Source organism: Nonomuraea marmarensis (assembly GCF_043197025.1).
GTDB classification, from domain to species: domain Bacteria; phylum Actinomycetota; class Actinomycetes; order Streptosporangiales; family Streptosporangiaceae; genus Nonomuraea; species Nonomuraea marmarensis.
The window spans coordinates 1-14,803 of record NZ_JBICRM010000023.1 but is presented as its reverse complement, the minus strand read 5'-3'; the positions used below and the strand labels follow the sequence as shown (position 1 = coordinate 14,803).

Below are 14,803 nucleotides of genomic sequence, written 5' to 3'. Positions count from 1 at the left end.
TCGTAGGACGCCCCACCGACAATCCCCGCGCCCGCCACTCCGACCTTCCCACTACGGCTCACGCACATGGTGCGGCTAGCGTTCCGTCCACTCGTCCTCGAGTGCCGAGTGCACGACCGAGTCGCGCCACCCGTGCGGCGTGTGCACGTGGTGCCGGATGCGGCCCTCCTCGACCATGCCCGCCGTCAGCATCGCGAGCTGGCCCGGCAGGTTGGCGGGGGAGCGGGCGCCCCAGATGCGGTGCAGCCCGAGCTGCTTGAACCCGAACGACAGCAGCAGCCGTACGAGATCCGTGCCGATGCCGCGCCCCCACTGGTCGTGATGCAGCCCGAAGCCGATCTCGGCGCTGTGCGGGTGGTCGGCCTCGATGTTCAGCCGGGCCACCCCGATCACGCCGCGGCGTTCGGCGTCCACCACGGCCAGCACATAGAGGCGGCGCGGCTCGGCGGAGGCCGCCTCCATGGCCTGGTCGACGAGGTCGACCACCTCCGGCAGGCTGCGCGGCGCGAACGGCATGTGCTGCGTCGCCGCCGGATCGCCGTAGATGGCGTGCAGGGCGCCCACGTCGGCCTCCGTGACATCACGGAGGCCGAGTCGCTCACCCTCGCACACCACGCGCCGCATGCGCAGAACGTAACGCCACTTCCGTGATCTTTACAAGCCCTTGTCAAGTGGCGAGTTGACTCCCGTAAGCTCGGGCGACAAGTTCGGCGACGGCGCTGTGGGCGCCGAGCGGCCGCGCGTGCCCGGCCCTGATCGCCGCGGCGGCCTGCTCGACGATCCCCTCCGAGGCCTCGTGGCCGATCAGGCAGGGCGCGATGGCGAGCCGTTCCGCGCCCGCCGCGCGCAGTCGCTGGGCGGCGACCGGGACTCCGGGCTCGCTGTCGAGCGAAGCGGCGACCACCGGCAGCGTGAGCCTGGAGGCCAGGAGCACGGCAGTGGCCTGTACGGCGTGCACCGCGCGCGCCCCGCCCACCGTGCCGAGGATGACGGCGTCGACGGGGCTGGAGACGTTCAGCAGGCGTACCCGGTCGGCCCTGGCCAGGCCGCGCTCCGCCAGCCTGATGTGCAGCGCCTCGGCCAGCAACGGGTGCGGGCCGAGCGCCTCGGTCGCGACGGCGCCGGAGCCGCTGGCCGCGATGGCCTTGCCGATGTCCGCCAGGACGACCGGATCGTCCCAGGTGAGCAGAGGCACCACCACGGCGTCGCGACCCGAGGGCAGGGAGTCCGCCAGGGTGGTGACGCTCGTCAGGCGCACCTCGATCTGCGGGTTGTCGACGCGTACCACGGCCGCGATCTCCTCGGCCACGCCGGTGGTGCCGCCAGGGGTGGCGAGCACGAGCATGGGGGCGTCGGGCGGCAGGGACGTGGGCACGGGACGGCGATGACGACCGCCTCCCGGCCGGGGGGAACGTTCACGTACAGGCAGGCTCACAGGCGCGCAGTTTATGCCCATTCGCGGTGGGTTGTTCGAAGAATCGATGGCGATTCCGTCACAACCCAGGCACCTGTGATCGAGATTACCTTGTTATCCCCTAATACGTTGACTTATCCGTACAAAACGGAAAACCTGAAGAAACTAGAAACGCGTTCTAGAGCGACCCTCACAGCACCGTCCCCGGAGGATGGTAATGAAGCCGTTCTATGTCCGCGAGCTGAGCGTCTACCCGGTCGGCAGCCGCCGGATCTTCCTGCTGGCGATAGCCGTCCTCGCGAGCCTGGTGGCCAACTTCGAGACCACGCTCGCCACCATCCTGCCCCTCCTCATGGACGACCTCAGCATGTCGCTCACCGTCTACGGGCAGATCGCCGCGCTGTCGGTGCTGGTCGGGGGGCTTTCGGCGGGGTTCGGCGGCATCCTGTCCGACCGGTGGGGGCGGGTCACGCTCCTGGTGCCGACCCTGACCGTCACGGCGGCCTGCAACTTCCTGCTCGCCACCGTGGACAGCGTGGCCGAGCTGTTCTGGATCCGGTGCCTGATGTTGTTCATCGAGGGCGCGGGCATCACGATCACGGCGTCGCTGGTGCGCGACTTCTCGCCGCGGCTGGGGCGGGCGCAGGCGTTCGCGTTCTGGACGTGGGGGCCGGTCGGGGCGTCGTTCCTGGCCTCGTTCATCGCGGGGTTCACGCTGCCGCTGTTCGGCAACGCGTGGCAGTCGCAGGCGATCATCATGGGCGTCGTCTCGCTGGTGATGTGCGGGGTCATCGTCTGGAAGATCGCCGAGCCGTCGGCCGCGCTGCGGGCCCAGGTGCTCCAGGCCGAGCAGGCGGTGAGCGCGGAGGAGAAGATCGACGCGGGCCGGGTGCGGGAGCTGTTCCGGCATCCGCACCTGTGGGCGCACGTCCTCGGCAACACCGGCTGGCAGGTGCTCTACTGGACGTTCGCCATCTTCGGCCAGACCATCCTGTCCGACGCGTTCGGCATGGACGCGGCGGCGGCCAACCGGGTGGTGGCGCTGGGCATCGTGCTCAACGCCCTGGCCGTGGTGGTGGTCGGCCGCCTGTCCGACCGGTTGCAGCTGCGCAAGCCATTCACCGCTGTCGGGACCGTGCTGACCGTGGCGGCGCTGGCCTACTTCATCGCCATGGTCGGGCCTGGCGTCTCCGCCGCGCAGGTCACGGTGGTGTACGCGCTGCTCTTCCTGTTCATGGGCATCGCGTACGTGCCCTGGATGGCCAACTTCTCCGAGAACGCCGAGGACGTCGAATCCCGGCTCCAGGGCTCCGCGCTGGGCATCTGGGGCATGGTCGTGCGCGTCATGATCGTGGTGCTGCTGGTGGTCTCGCCGCCGGTCGTGGAGGCCGGGGGCTGGGGGAGCTGGCTGGCCGTGGCGCTGGCGGGCCAGGTCGTGTTCCTGGTCTCGATGATCGCCTTCAAGGGCCGCTGGCGCACCGCCAAGGCCGTCGCGCCGCCGAAGGTCACAGCTTAGCGGGGCCGGGTCCCAAGCCCCCGATGAGCGGGGCGATTCTCATCCGTATCCCCGTCGCGCGGGCGGCGTTGGCAGCCGCCGCCCGCGGCTTTCGCGGCAGTTTCAGGCGAACGGACCCACCGGGCCGGGCTGTTTGGCCTTGGGGGCGATCTCGGTGGCGAGGTCGAGGTCGCGGGTCTCCGGGGCGATGGCCAGGCCCACGGCCGTGACCACCAGGGCGATGACCACGTAGATCGACACCGCCACCGTGGTCTGGTACGTCTGGAAGAGCTGGAGCGCGATGATCGGGGCCAGCGCGCCGCCGACGATGCCGGCCACCTGATAGCCCATGGAGGCGCCGCTGTAGCGCAGCCGGGTGCTGAACAACTCGGCGATGAACGCCGCCTGCGGCCCGTACATCGCGGCGTGGGTGATCAGCGCGACCACGGCGGCCAGCGCGATCAGCGGGAACGACTTGCTGTCGAGCAGCGGGAAGAACGCGAACGCCCACACCGCCGCGCCCACCACCCCCGCCAGGTAGACCGGCCGTCTGCCCACCCGGTCGGACAGCGAGCCGAACAGCGGGATCAGCCCGAGCTGCAGCGCCGACCCGATCAGCACCGCGTTCAGCGCGTACGAGCGCGGCAGGTCCAGCACGGTCGTGATGTAGACGATGATGTACGCGGTGAACGTGTAGAAGGCCACGTCGACCCCGATCCGCGCGGTGAAGGCGGACAGCAGCGCCCGCGGATGCGTGCGCAGCACCTCCACCAGCGGCATCTTGGCCTTGACGCCCTGCTGCTCGACCTCGGCGAACAGCGGCGACTCGGTGATCTTCAGCCGCACCCACAGGCCGACGAAGACCAGCGCGCCCGACAGCAGGAACGGCACCCGCCAGCCCCACGCCAGGAACGCCTCGTCGGACTGCGCGAACGACAGGATCGTGAGCAGGCCCGTGGCCAGCACGTAGCCCGCGGGCACGCCGACCTGCGGCCAGCTCGCGTTGAAGCCGCGCCGCCGGCCGTCGCCGTGCTCCAGCGACATGATCACCGCGCCGCCCCACTCGCCGCCGAGCCCCAGGCCCTGCACGAATCTGAGCAGCGCCAGCAGGATCGGCGCGACCACGCCGACGCTCGCGTAGCCGGGCAGCACGCCGATGAGGAACGTGGAGACGCCCATGACCAGGAGCGTCACCACGAGCACGGTCTTGCGGCCCGCCCGGTCACCGAAGTGGCCGAACACGATGCCGCCGAGCGGCCGGGCGATGAACGCCACGGCGTTGGTGGTCAGCGACGCCAGGGTCGCGTTGAACGGGTCGAGGGCGGGGAAGAACAGCTTGGGGAAGACGAGTGTCGCCGCCGTGGTGTAGAGGAAGAAGTCGTACCACTCCAGCGACGTGCCGATCAGGCTGGCGAGGATCACCCGCCGGGTTTGTTGCGTGGAGCCTGACATCGATCGCTCCTTGGTTGTCTAGGGGGTTGGTATCAACGTAAGGATCGTTGAACAATTCGACAAGAGGTTTGCTCCATGATTCCCTGTTAAATGTGGATGACATCGTCGCTGATCTTTCCCAGGACAGGCCCCGGCTGGGACGCAGCAGCACGGCCGAGCGGGTGGCCGACATCCTGCGCGACCGCATCAGCGAGGGTTTCTTCCGCCCTGGCCAGCGGCTGTCGGAGGAGTCCATCTCCGAGGGCCTCGGCGTGTCACGCAACACGCTGCGCGAGGCGTTCCGGTTGCTCGGTCACGAGCGGCTGCTCGACCACAAGCTCAACAGGGGCGTGTTCGTCCGCCTCCCGTCCGCCGAGGACGTGTCCGACCTCTACCGGGTGCGCCGCGTGCTCGAAGGGGCGGCCGTACGGCGGACCCCGTCCCCCGAGGCGCTGGCCATGATCAAGGAGGCCGTGCTCGACGCCGAGCGGGCCGCCGGGCAGGACGACTGGCAGGGCGTGGGCACCGCCAACATCCGCTTCCACCAGGCGCTCGTCTCCCTGAACGACAGCCCCAGGATCGACGAGACCATGCGCCAGCTGCTGGCCGAGCTGCGGCTCGTCTTCCACGTGATGGTGAATCCGCGGGCGTTCCACGAGCCGTTCGTCGACCGCAACCGCACGCTGCTCGGGCTGATCGAGTCGGGGCAGCCGGAGAAGGCCGCCGCCTATCTGGACGACTACCTCGACCATGCCGAACGGCTCCTCATCCACGCTTACGAGCCGAACCGCTAACGTTCAGCCATGGATCGGATCTTCACCCTCGACGAAGCCCGCTCGCTGTTGCCCGCCGTCATGGAGGAGGCCCGCGAGGTGATCGCCGCCCGGGCCGACCTGGCCGAGATCGCCTATGACCGGGAGACCAGGGGCGAGTCCGAGCGCGGGGGCATCCCGGAGCTGAAGGCGCACGAGGCCCGCATCGAGGAGATCCTGAGCGGCTGGACCGAGCGGGGGATCGAGGTCAAGGGCCTCGCGCCGGTGCTGATCGACTTCCCCGCCGTGCTCGAAGGGCAGTCCGTGCGGCTGTGCTGGATCGAGGGGGAGCGGGAGCTCGCCTGGTATCACCGTACGGAGCTGGGCTTCGCCGGTCGCCGCCCGCTCTGACCTTTCCTTCTTGACAGGGGCGCCTCGTCAGCGCGTATATTCAACCAAAGGGTTGATAAACCGAAAGGTTGAATACAATGCTCCTGCAGGACAAGGTCGCCGTGGTCTACGGCGCGGGCGGTTCGATCGGCGGCGCGGCGGCGCGGGCCTTCGCCCGTGAGGGCGCCCGTGTCTTCCTCGCCGGCCGCACCCCGGCCACGCTCGACAAGGTCGCCGACGACATCCGCGCCGCCGGCGGCACGGCCGAGACCGCGCGGGTCGACGCGCTGGACGAGGAGGCGGTCGGCGCCTTCGCCGACTCGGTGGCCGGGCGGGCGGGCGGCATCGACGTCTCGCTCAACGTCATCGCGGTCCAGGACGTGCAGAAGCCGCTGACCGAGATCACGGCCGAGGAGTTCCTGCAGCCGATCGGGGTGGCCGCGCGCACGCAGTTCCTGACCACCAGGGCCGCCGTCAAGCACATGATCCCGCGCGGGTCCGGGGTGATCCTGACGTTCGGCGGCAGCGGCCCCCAGACCGTGCCGGGGCTCGGCGGCTTCAAGGTCGCGCTCGACGCCATGGAGGGCATCCGGCGGCAGTGGGCGTGCGAGGTCAGCCGGTACGGCATCCGCGTCGTCACCATGGTGACGGGCGGCATCCCGGAGAGCATGCCCGACAGCGTCCCCATCAAGAAGGAGATCGAGGCCGGGCTGCTGGAGGCGACCCTGCTTGGCCGGACGGCGACGCTGGCCGACGTGGGCGACGTCGCCGCGTTCGTGGCCTCCGACCGGGCCAGGACCATGACCTCGGCCACCGTGAACATCTCCTGCGGCGCGATCGTGGACTATTGATCGCATCGCCCAGGACAAGGATCGCCCCGGATGCCAGACGATCAGCTCAGCCTCACCTTCGCCGCACTGGCGGATCCGACGCGGCGGGCCATCCTCGCCCGCCTGGCCGACGGGGAGGCCACGGTCAACGAGCTGGCGGAGCCGTTCGACATGAGTCTTCAGGCGGTCTCCAAGCACCTCAAGGTGCTGGAGCGGGCGGGGCTGATCAGCCGGGGTCGCGACGCGCAGTGGCGGCCGTGCCGCCTGGAGGCGGCCCCGCTGGAGACCGCGTCGGAGTGGATCGACCGATACCGTGAGCGCTGGACGGACCGGTTCGACCGCCTCGACCAGGAGATCAGGAAGTTCCGGCGCGGGCAGGAAGGACACGATCATGGGTGACACGGAGTTCGTCATCGAGCCGGGCAGGCAGGACATCGTCATGATCCGAGGGTTCGACGCTCCCCGTGATGTGGTGTTCCAGGTCGTGACGGATCCGGAGCTGGTGCCGCGATGGTGGGGGCCGCGCTTCCTCACCACCAGGGTCGACCGTATGGAGGTCAGGCCGGGCGGGCGCTGGCGCTACGTCAACGTCGACTCCCGTGGGAGGGAATACTTCTTCAGCGGCGTCTACCACGCCGTCGTGGCGCCGGAGCGGATCGTGCGCACGTGGGAGTTCGAGGGCACGCCGGGGGAGGTGGCGCTGGAGACGGTCACGCTGGAGGCGGTGGACGGCGGGACCCGTTACGTGGCCCAGTCCGTGCATCCGTCGGTGGAGGCCCGCGACGCCATCGTCCGCGCCGACGGGCCCAGGGGCGGCCGGGAGTCCATGGACCGGCTCGCCGAGGTGCTCGCCGCCGGTTCGTAGCCAGGGTCAGGCGGCGCGGCACTCCACCACGGATCGTCCCGACGACTCCCGGCTCGTGGCCGACACCGCCAGCCCCGCCTGCCCGGCCAGGGCCCGGAACTCCTCCAGCGTGCGTTCCATCCCACCGAGCAGCACCAGCTCGGGCGTCAGCCCGGCACCCGTGACGGGACCCAGGGCCACGCTGCCCACCACGACCACCCGGCCCGAAGCCCCGGCCGCCTGCGCGCAGCGCCGCAGGAGCGCGAGCGCCTCCCGGTCCGGCAGGTCGTTGAGCACCTTGCGCACCAGGTAGACGTCCTTGCCCGCGGGCAGCGGGTCGTAGAAGCTGCCGCCGACCACGGTCACGGACAGCCCGGCCGCGGCGAACGACTCGGCCGCTCTGGCCGCCGTCGCGGGCAGCTCGACCAGCGTCCCCTTCACGCCGGGACGGGCCCGCAGGATCGCGGCGAGGGCCGCGCCGGTGCCGCCGCCCACGTCCACCACCTCGGCCACCCCGTCCCAGTCCCCGCCGGGGAGGATCTCCGGATCGAACTCCCCATGCCCCACGGGCCCCATCAGCGCGTCGAAGCTCGCGCCCAGCTCGGGATGCGCTTCCAGATCGTCCCAGAACGGCCGCCCGTACAGCTCCCGGTAAGCCGGCTCGCCGCTGCGCACGGCGGGCAGGAACGCTGCCCAGGCCCCGGCGAGCCGGCCGCCCACCCCGTCGAGGTCGAGGGAGAGCCGCAGCGACTCGTCCAGCAGCCCGCGCGCCGTGTCGTTGAGCGCGAACGTGCCCGGCTCCGGCTCCTCGAACACACCCCTCGCCGCCAGGTGCGTGAGCGTCCTGTGCAGATAGGCGGGGTCGCAGCCGGTCGCCCGAGCCAGCTCACCCACCTCCGACGGTCCCTCCGCCAGGTGGTCGGCCACGCGCAACGTCGACGCGACGCGCAGTGCCCACGGGGTGCTCAGGTCGGACAGTTGCCACAGGTCCATTTCCCGAGTCTCGCACGCGGCAGCCGCAGAAGCGTGGCCGATCTGTGATCAACCGGCCACATCACGTGCGGGTCTAACGGGGTGAGCGAAAGGATCACAGCCATGAGGCAAACCTCAGCGACCGCCGCACTCCTCGCGACGGCGGTCATCGGCGGGCTGGGGCTCACACCCACCGCCGCCCACGCCCAGGCCGGGGCACCCGCGGCCCGCGCGGCCTGGATCAAGTCCTGCATCGACAAGAAGTCCGACGTCACCTATCCCTGCGGCCACTGGCAGCTGATCATGCGGGACGGCAGCAGGGTGACCGTGCGCGGCGCCGCCAACACCATGATCGACGGCGACGGCGACGAGATAGACGACACGAGCACGTTCGCGATCAGCGCGGACGGCCGCGTGCTGGCCTATGAGCGGGCCGGGGACCACCGCCTGGTCGTGCAGCGGGTCGGCGGGCCGGCCAAGGTGCTGCCCACGTCGTTCCAGCCCCGCCGCACCGAGAACCTCAGCCTCTACCTGTCTCCCAAGGGGGACAGGGTGCTGATCGACTACACCGACGACCCCGCGCGCCTGCCTGCCAAGGTCGTCACGGTCGCCACCGGCAAGATCACGACATTGCCCGCCGCCGACACGATGCTCGGCTTCAGCGGCGACGGGGACGAGGTGCTGGCCACGCGCTACCTCAGCGACAACACCATGAGGCTGTCCGCGTACCGGCTCGACGGCGGCTCGATCAAGCGCACGCCGCCCCAGGTCGTCGCGAACACCCTCACCACGGCGCTGTCGCCCGACGGCAGGACCGTGGCCGTGTTCACCGCCGGCAACACCGACAAAAAGACGCCGCCCAGGGTGCGGCTCTACGACCTGGCGAACGGGGAGCTGTCCGCGGGCGCCGACCTGCCGCTGAAGGCCGGCGACGCGCCGTACCTCGCGTCGTGGGACGCCGGCGGGCGGCTCACCGCCGTCGTGCAGAACGCGGAGGAGGGGCATCCGGCGGTGGTACGGGTGCTCACCGTCGACCCCGAGACAGGCGGCACGACGCAGACCGACAAGTACACGATCAGCAAGTCCAGGTACGCCTTCATCGTGGCGGGGGAGTGAACGACATGAGAACCAGGATCCTCGCGGTGCTCGCCGCCGTGCTGGTCGCCGGAGTCCCTTCGGCCGCCCATGCGGAGCCGCACCACCACGACAGCATCCGCTACGCCTCCATCAAGAGCTGCGCGGACAAGGACGGCGGGAGCAGGCCGTGCGGCGGCTGGCGGCTCGTCATGCACAGCGGCGAGCAGAGCCCTCTGAACGACGCCCAAGGGGTCGCGCTCGACGCCAAGGGCAAGTCCAGCCGGTACAACCCGGCGGCCATCGCGGTCAGCGGGGACGGGCAGCGGGTCGCGTACTTCACCAAGTCGGGACGGCTGGCCGTGCGCACGCTCGGCGGCGGGGTCAAGGTGTTCGCCGCGAACGCGCTGCCGAAGGTGGCGCAGTACGACGTGACGTTGCTGCTCTCCGACGACGGCGGCCGGCTGGCGGCGGTCATCGGCAGTGAAAAGCCCGCCGGCACGCGGATCTTCGACACGGCCACCGGCGCCCAGCTCGGCACCGTGCCCGCCGACCTGAAGGTGGCGGGGTTCAGCGGGGACGGGGACGAGGTGCTCGCCAGCGTTGAGGCCGACGAGGCCGTGACCGACCTGGTGGTCTACAGCGACGAGGGCGAGGAGCTGGTACGCGCGACGCCGCCGCAGCTCGTGGCCTCGAACGGGCCGCAGGCGCTGGCCGCCGACGGCCGTACCGCCGCGAACGTGGTGGCCGGGGCCAGGACGGAGCTGGTCACGTACGACCTGGCGGGCGACCAGGTGACCGGCCGCAAGAAGATCAAACTCCCGGCCGGGGACATCCACATGATCGACTGGACCGGCGACACCCAGGTGACCCTCCACCTGATCCGCCGCCTGTCCGACTCCACCCGGATGACGATCGTGCAGATCGACACGGGCACGGGGACGGTCAAGGTCAGGGACCGGTACACGCTGCTGAAGGACACGTTCTTCTTCGCCGCTTGCGGCGGCTGACCTTCGTGAACCGGCACGGCGGGACCGGGGGAGTCCCGCCGTGCCTCCCGCGCGCGGGCATACGCTGCTTGGGTGGAGGTTCACTCGACCAAGGCGATGGCCGTGAGAGCCGTCGACCTGTGCGTGGCGCTGCTGCACGAGCAGCCGTCGATCGAGTCGGTGTCGCGGGTCCTGCGCGACCACGGCGAGGTCGGAGAGATCGCCCTCGGCGAGGCGGACGTGACCGCGATGCGGGCGGCGGCGGCGCGGCTCAGCGAGGTGCTGGGCGCGGCGCACGCCGACGAGGCCGCGGCCCTGCTCAACCGGCTGCTCGCCGGAGCGGCCCAGCCGCCCAGGCTGACCAGCCACGAGGGCACGACGAGCTGGCACCTGCACGTCGACAGCGGGGACGACGCGCCGTGGGGGGAGTGGTTCCTGGCGTCCTCGGCGATGGCGCTGGCGGTGCTGCTCGCCGACTACCAGCGGGTTCCCGGCGGGTTGTGCGCTTCGGGGAGCTGCGGGCGCCCGTACCTGGACTTCGGCGGCGGCAGCCCGCGACGCTACTGCAGCACCCGCTGCGCCACCCGCGAACGCGTCGCCGCCCACCGCTCCCGCTCCTCCTCCAGCGTGCCGGGCTGAACCCGGTGACGGCCAGTCCGGAAAATCGGCCCCAGGGTCGGCCTGTGCGGACTGCGTGCCGTACAGGCCGACTGGTTTCTTCAGGCCGGGGCCTCAGGCTGAGCTGGTGATGACCGCGAACCGGGCCTCGACGGGGTCGGCGAGGAAGGCCATGCGCCCGACCCCCTCGATCGTCGTCGCGGGAGCCCGCACTGTGCCGCCGAGCCGCTGCGCGAGCCCGACCGTGGCGTCGCAGTCGGGCACCTCGAAGTACGGCAGCCAGTGCGCGCTGTCACCGGGCTCGAGCTGGACGATCCCGGCCATGGACGACGTCTCTCCACCTTCGGCGGGCGAGATGACGGGATAGGACAGGTCGCCCATCGGCATGTCCTCGATGCGCCAGCCGAAGACCGCCTCGTAGAAGGCGCGGGCGGCGGCGGGGTCGGGGGCGTAGAGCTCGGCCCAGCCCAGCGAGCCCGGGTCCGTGACCAGCCCGAGGCCCTTGGTGGCGCCCGGCTGCCACGCCGCGAACCAGGCCCCCGCCGGATCGGCGAACACCGCCATCCGGCCCTGCCCCTGGATGTCGAGCGGCGCGGCGAGAACCGTGCCGCCCGCCTGCTCGATCGTCTTCGCGATGGCGTCGGCGTCGGGCGTCTGGAAGTACACCATCCAGGCCCGGGCCGGGTTGTCCTCGGTGGCCTGCCCGATCGCGGCCACCGTCTTCCCGCCGACCTGGCAGAAGCGGTAGTCCATGTGCTCGGGGCCAAGCGAGATGGACTCCCAGCCGAACAGCCCCGTGTAGAACGAGTTGGACGCCTGCACATCGGGGCTGTTGACGTCGATCCAGCAGAGTGTGCCAGGCAGGTAGTCGGTGGTGAGCATGCGTGTGCTCCTTCGTGTGACGAAGCGGTGGGTGGCCTCTTCACCTCACGGTGCGGTCTGAGGGCGACGCCACTCATATCCGACGCCTGACAGCTTGGCACGACCCACCGGCAAAGGCGAGCCCCAGCCGCAGTCGAATGCGTGTTTGAACAGTGGCGTACACTCGACACCATGACAGCCGCGTTCCAAGCATCTCTGCTCGGCCTCGACGACGAGCTCGCGGTCGGCCCGCTCGGCGCCACGGTCCGCAGGACGCACCTCGACCACGGCGCCTGGATCGACCTGCGGCCCGGCTGGCTGACGGGTGCCGACACGCTGTACGAACGGCTGGCCGAGGCGGTGCCCTGGCGGGCCGAGCGGCGGCGCATGTACGACCGGGTCGTGGACGTGCCCCGGCTGCTGAAGTTCTACGACGAGGACGAGTCCCTGCCCGACCCGATCCTCGACGACGCCAGGCAGGCGCTGGACGCCCACTACGAAGAGGAGCTGGGCGAGCCGTTCCGCACGGCCGGGCTCTGCTTCTACCGCGACGGCCGCGACAGCGTGGCCTGGCACGGCGACACGATCGGCCGGGGCGGCACGGAGGACACCATGGTCGCGATCATCTCGGTGGGCAGCCCCCGGCCGCTGCTGCTGAGACCGCGCGGCGGCGGCCACTCGATCCGCCGCGACCTGGGTCACGGGGATCTGATCGTGATGGGGGGCAGCTGCCAGCGCACGTGGGAACACGCGATCCCGAAAACGGCCCGCCCGACCGGCCCCCGCATCAGCATCCAGTTCCGCCCCCGCGGGGTCCGCTGACACGGGTGCGACCGGCGTGGGCTACTTGACAGTCAGCCGGGCGAGGCGGCCTTGCTCGCCAGACGCCCAGCACGACAGATCGCCTGCGCACGACACCGCGTCGAACGACCCCCCGTCGAACGTCTCCCAGCTCTTCCCACCCGAATACGTCACATCACTCCCGGAGGGCCCCACCGCGACGGCCGCGAACGGCAGGTGCGGCAGCCAGGTCACCCCCGACCGATACGCCGGCGGAGGGGTGGCGGCGGCGTGCCAGGTGGCCCCGCCGTCCCCGCTCACCGCCCCCGCGCTGGGCGACTGCTGCTCCGGCCGGTAGTCCCCGCCGACCGCCAGGCCCCGGTGCCGGTCGCGGAAGGCCAGCCCGAAGACGCCCCGCGCCGGGTCGCCCGCGGGGATCGGCGTGTCGGCCACGGTCCACGTACGGCCGCGATCATCCGAGTGGAACACCCGCGACCGCGACGCGCCGCCGCTGGCCAGCCACACATCCCGGCCACCCGCCGTGACCAGGCACTGCCCGCTCGCCGCGAACCCGGCCTCACCCGGCAGCGCCTCCGGCATGCCGTCAGCGGGCAGCACCCGCCAGCTCTGCCCGCCGTCCTCCGTCGCCAGGATCCGGAACCTGCCGTCCACGGGATCGCTCATGGCCAGCCCGTGCCGCCGGTCGAAGAAGGCCAGGCAGTCGTAGAACGCTTTCGGCTCGTCGTTCCTGAAGGTCTCCGTCCACGTGCCGCCGCCGTCCTCGGTCCGGTAGACGCGCGAGTCCGTACCCTCGCCGATGGACAGCGCCACGGCGCTGCGCGCGTCGAACGCCTCGATGTCGCGGAACTGGAGCGCGGCCGTGCCGGGCGGGGAGACGTTCTGCCAGCTCCGCCCGCCGTCCACGGTCCTCAGCACGGTGCCCTCCGAGCCCGAGGCCCACACCACCGCACGGCTGACCGGCGACAAGCCGCGCAGGCGCGCCGTCACCCCTGTCTCCTTGAGCTCCCAGCCGAGCTTGGGCGGGCCGGCGTGGGCGGGGAGCGGAGCGGCGAGTACGACCGCCGCTGACAGCGCACTCAACGCGATTCGAAGCTTCATGTCGGGCAAACTAACCCAAAGGATCAACACCGTCCATGGCCCGGCCCATCACCAACGACTGGATTCAGGCGGCCTCGCGGTCGGCTCCCCAGGACAGCAGGGATTCGGCCGTCTCGAAGCGGCGGCTCGACACCGACTCGCCGAGCAGCACCCCGACCAGGCGGTGCCCGTCTCGTTCGCCCGCGAACGCCAGGCAGAAGCCCGCCGCCTGCGTGAACCCGGTCTTCAGCCCGATCGCGCCGGGCGTGCCGAGCAGCTTGTTGGTGCTGCGCCAGCTGTACGAGCGGTGCTCGTCGTTGGCGGCGAGCGTGTGGCGCTGGGTGCCGGCGGCCTTCTTGATCAGCGGGTTCCGCAGCGCCTCGGCGGCCAGTACCGCCTGGTCCCTGGCAGTGGAGTAGCCGTCGCCGCGCGGGGTGGGCAGGCCGTCGGCGTTGACGTACTCGGTGTCGTTCATGCCCAGCTGGCGGGCCGTCGCGTTCATCTTGGCGACGAAGCCCTTGACGCCGGGGCCGTACGTGCGGGCCAGGGCGTGGGCGGCGTCGGCGCCCGAGGGGAGCATCAGGCCGTACAAGAGCTCGCCGACCGTGATCCGGTCGCCGGGGCGCAGGTCGGCGGTGGTGCCGCCGCCGTCCTCCGCGTACTGGACGTCCTCGGACCGGATCTGGACCACGTCCGTGGGTTTGGCATTCTTCAGTACGACATATGCCGTCATGGTCTTGGTCAGGCTGGCGATCGGCATGCGTTCGGCGGCATCCTTGCTGAACAGCGCTTTGCCAGACGAGGCATCCATCAGGTAGGCGGCACGGCCGTGCACCGTGGGCGCACTGCTGTCCGCGACTGTTTCTATGACTGGGGCGACAGCGGGCGCCTGGGCGTACGCAGGCACGGCCAGCCCTGTGACCAGGGCAAAGGCGCCTGCCGTGGCGGTGAGACGAGCTTTCCGGTTACGCATGGGCACAGGCTGCCGCGCATTTTGGCATGCTGTTGACGCGATGCCTGACATTTCCTGACAGATCACTCAGAAACGCCGATATTTACGGCAAACCCGCTTAGGTAAATCTTTTACCGGATATGCCAAAAACGGCGGTCAGCGGCTGCTCCAGAAGTGTAAGCATTCAGCAGATCAAGATCATGATGGCGTGAGTGGTGTCCCTGCAATGGGATGATCTTCGTGTGTCGAAGACCCCGGATCGCCGCCCGTCATATGACGAGCTCGCGGCGCTGGTGGTCCGAC

Annotated in this window: 17 protein-coding genes; 10 read left to right on the top strand and 7 right to left on the bottom strand. The window is 70.7% G+C overall.

Going from position 1 to position 14,803, the window contains the following annotated elements; translation table 11 throughout:
- Nucleotides 1-75: 75 nt before the first annotated feature.
- A complete protein-coding gene (locus ACFLIM_RS31560) occupies nt 76-624 on the bottom strand; it encodes a GNAT family N-acetyltransferase (protein ID WP_393171677.1) in 549 nt (182 codons plus the stop codon).
- Nucleotides 625-667: 43 nt separating this feature from the next.
- Complete coding sequence (locus ACFLIM_RS31555; RefSeq protein WP_393171675.1) at nt 668-1,375, bottom strand: sirohydrochlorin chelatase; 708 nt, start codon at nt 1,373-1,375, stop codon at nt 668-670.
- Nucleotides 1,376-1,631: 256 nt separating this feature from the next.
- Here ACFLIM_RS31555 and ACFLIM_RS31550 point away from each other — a divergent pair, with 256 nt between their 5' ends.
- On the top strand, nt 1,632-2,930 hold the full coding sequence (locus ACFLIM_RS31550) for an MFS transporter (RefSeq protein ID WP_393171673.1): 1,299 nt from the start codon (nt 1,632-1,634) through the stop codon (nt 2,928-2,930).
- Nucleotides 2,931-3,032: 102 nt separating this feature from the next.
- On the opposite strand, the gene ACFLIM_RS31545 is transcribed toward ACFLIM_RS31550, so the two are convergent.
- On the bottom strand, nt 3,033-4,361 hold the full coding sequence (locus ACFLIM_RS31545; RefSeq protein WP_393171671.1) for an MFS transporter: 1,329 nt from the start codon (nt 4,359-4,361) through the stop codon (nt 3,033-3,035).
- A gap of 92 nt (nt 4,362-4,453) precedes the next feature.
- Here ACFLIM_RS31545 and ACFLIM_RS31540 point away from each other — a divergent pair, with 92 nt between their 5' ends.
- From ACFLIM_RS31540 to ACFLIM_RS31520, 5 genes are all read left to right on the top strand, one after another.
- Nucleotides 4,454-5,134, top strand: a complete 681-nt coding sequence (locus tag ACFLIM_RS31540) for a GntR family transcriptional regulator (protein ID WP_393171669.1) — start codon at nt 4,454-4,456, stop codon at nt 5,132-5,134.
- Nucleotides 5,135-5,143: 9 nt separating this feature from the next.
- A complete protein-coding gene (locus tag ACFLIM_RS31535) occupies nt 5,144-5,503 on the top strand; it encodes a DUF2203 domain-containing protein (protein WP_393171668.1) in 360 nt (119 codons plus the stop codon).
- A gap of 77 nt (nt 5,504-5,580) precedes the next feature.
- On the top strand, nt 5,581-6,333 hold the full coding sequence (locus ACFLIM_RS31530) for an SDR family NAD(P)-dependent oxidoreductase (RefSeq protein ID WP_393171666.1): 753 nt from the start codon (nt 5,581-5,583) through the stop codon (nt 6,331-6,333).
- 30 nt (nt 6,334-6,363) lie between these two features.
- The gene (locus ACFLIM_RS31525; protein WP_393171664.1) at nt 6,364-6,711 is read left to right on the top strand and encodes an ArsR/SmtB family transcription factor; all 348 of its coding nucleotides are present in this window, start codon (nt 6,364-6,366) and stop codon (nt 6,709-6,711) included.
- The gene (locus ACFLIM_RS31520) at nt 6,704-7,177 is read left to right on the top strand and encodes an SRPBCC family protein (RefSeq protein WP_393171662.1); all 474 of its coding nucleotides are present in this window, start codon (nt 6,704-6,706) and stop codon (nt 7,175-7,177) included. Before ACFLIM_RS31525 ends, ACFLIM_RS31520 begins: the two co-directional genes overlap by 8 nt.
- Nucleotides 7,178-7,183: 6 nt before the next feature.
- Here the strand turns inward: ACFLIM_RS31520 and ACFLIM_RS31515 are convergent, their stop codons facing one another.
- Nucleotides 7,184-8,149, bottom strand: coding sequence for a methyltransferase (locus ACFLIM_RS31515; protein WP_393171661.1), 966 nt, complete (start codon nt 8,147-8,149; stop codon nt 7,184-7,186).
- A gap of 102 nt (nt 8,150-8,251) precedes the next feature.
- Between ACFLIM_RS31515 and ACFLIM_RS31510 the strand changes: the two genes are divergently transcribed.
- From ACFLIM_RS31510 to ACFLIM_RS31500, 3 genes are all read left to right on the top strand, one after another.
- Nucleotides 8,252-9,244, top strand: coding sequence for a hypothetical protein (locus ACFLIM_RS31510; protein ID WP_393171659.1), 993 nt, complete (start codon nt 8,252-8,254; stop codon nt 9,242-9,244).
- Nucleotides 9,245-9,249: 5 nt separating this feature from the next.
- Nucleotides 9,250-10,212, top strand: coding sequence for a hypothetical protein (locus tag ACFLIM_RS31505; RefSeq protein ID WP_393171657.1), 963 nt, complete (start codon nt 9,250-9,252; stop codon nt 10,210-10,212).
- 72 nt (nt 10,213-10,284) lie between these two features.
- The gene (locus tag ACFLIM_RS31500) at nt 10,285-10,830 is read left to right on the top strand and encodes a CGNR zinc finger domain-containing protein (protein WP_393171655.1); all 546 of its coding nucleotides are present in this window, start codon (nt 10,285-10,287) and stop codon (nt 10,828-10,830) included.
- 93 nt (nt 10,831-10,923) lie between these two features.
- Here the strand turns inward: ACFLIM_RS31500 and ACFLIM_RS31495 are convergent, their stop codons facing one another.
- Nucleotides 10,924-11,691, bottom strand: a complete 768-nt coding sequence (locus ACFLIM_RS31495; RefSeq protein WP_393171653.1) for a VOC family protein — start codon at nt 11,689-11,691, stop codon at nt 10,924-10,926.
- Between the two features lie 171 nt (nt 11,692-11,862).
- Here ACFLIM_RS31495 and ACFLIM_RS31490 point away from each other — a divergent pair, with 171 nt between their 5' ends.
- Nucleotides 11,863-12,492 (top strand): alpha-ketoglutarate-dependent dioxygenase AlkB, encoded by a 630-nt coding sequence (locus tag ACFLIM_RS31490; protein ID WP_393171652.1) that lies wholly within the window; start codon nt 11,863-11,865, stop codon nt 12,490-12,492.
- A 21-nt stretch (nt 12,493-12,513) separates the two neighbouring features.
- On the opposite strand, the gene ACFLIM_RS31485 is transcribed toward ACFLIM_RS31490, so the two are convergent.
- Together ACFLIM_RS31485 and ACFLIM_RS31480 are read right to left on the bottom strand one after the other, a co-directional pair.
- Nucleotides 12,514-13,569: an oxidoreductase gene (locus ACFLIM_RS31485; RefSeq protein WP_393171650.1), complete on the bottom strand. Its 1,056-nt coding sequence runs from the start codon at nt 13,567-13,569 to the stop codon at nt 12,514-12,516.
- A gap of 64 nt (nt 13,570-13,633) precedes the next feature.
- Complete coding sequence (locus ACFLIM_RS31480) at nt 13,634-14,521, bottom strand: D-alanyl-D-alanine carboxypeptidase family protein (RefSeq protein ID WP_393171648.1); 888 nt, start codon at nt 14,519-14,521, stop codon at nt 13,634-13,636.
- Between the last annotated feature and the right edge of the window lie 282 nt (nt 14,522-14,803).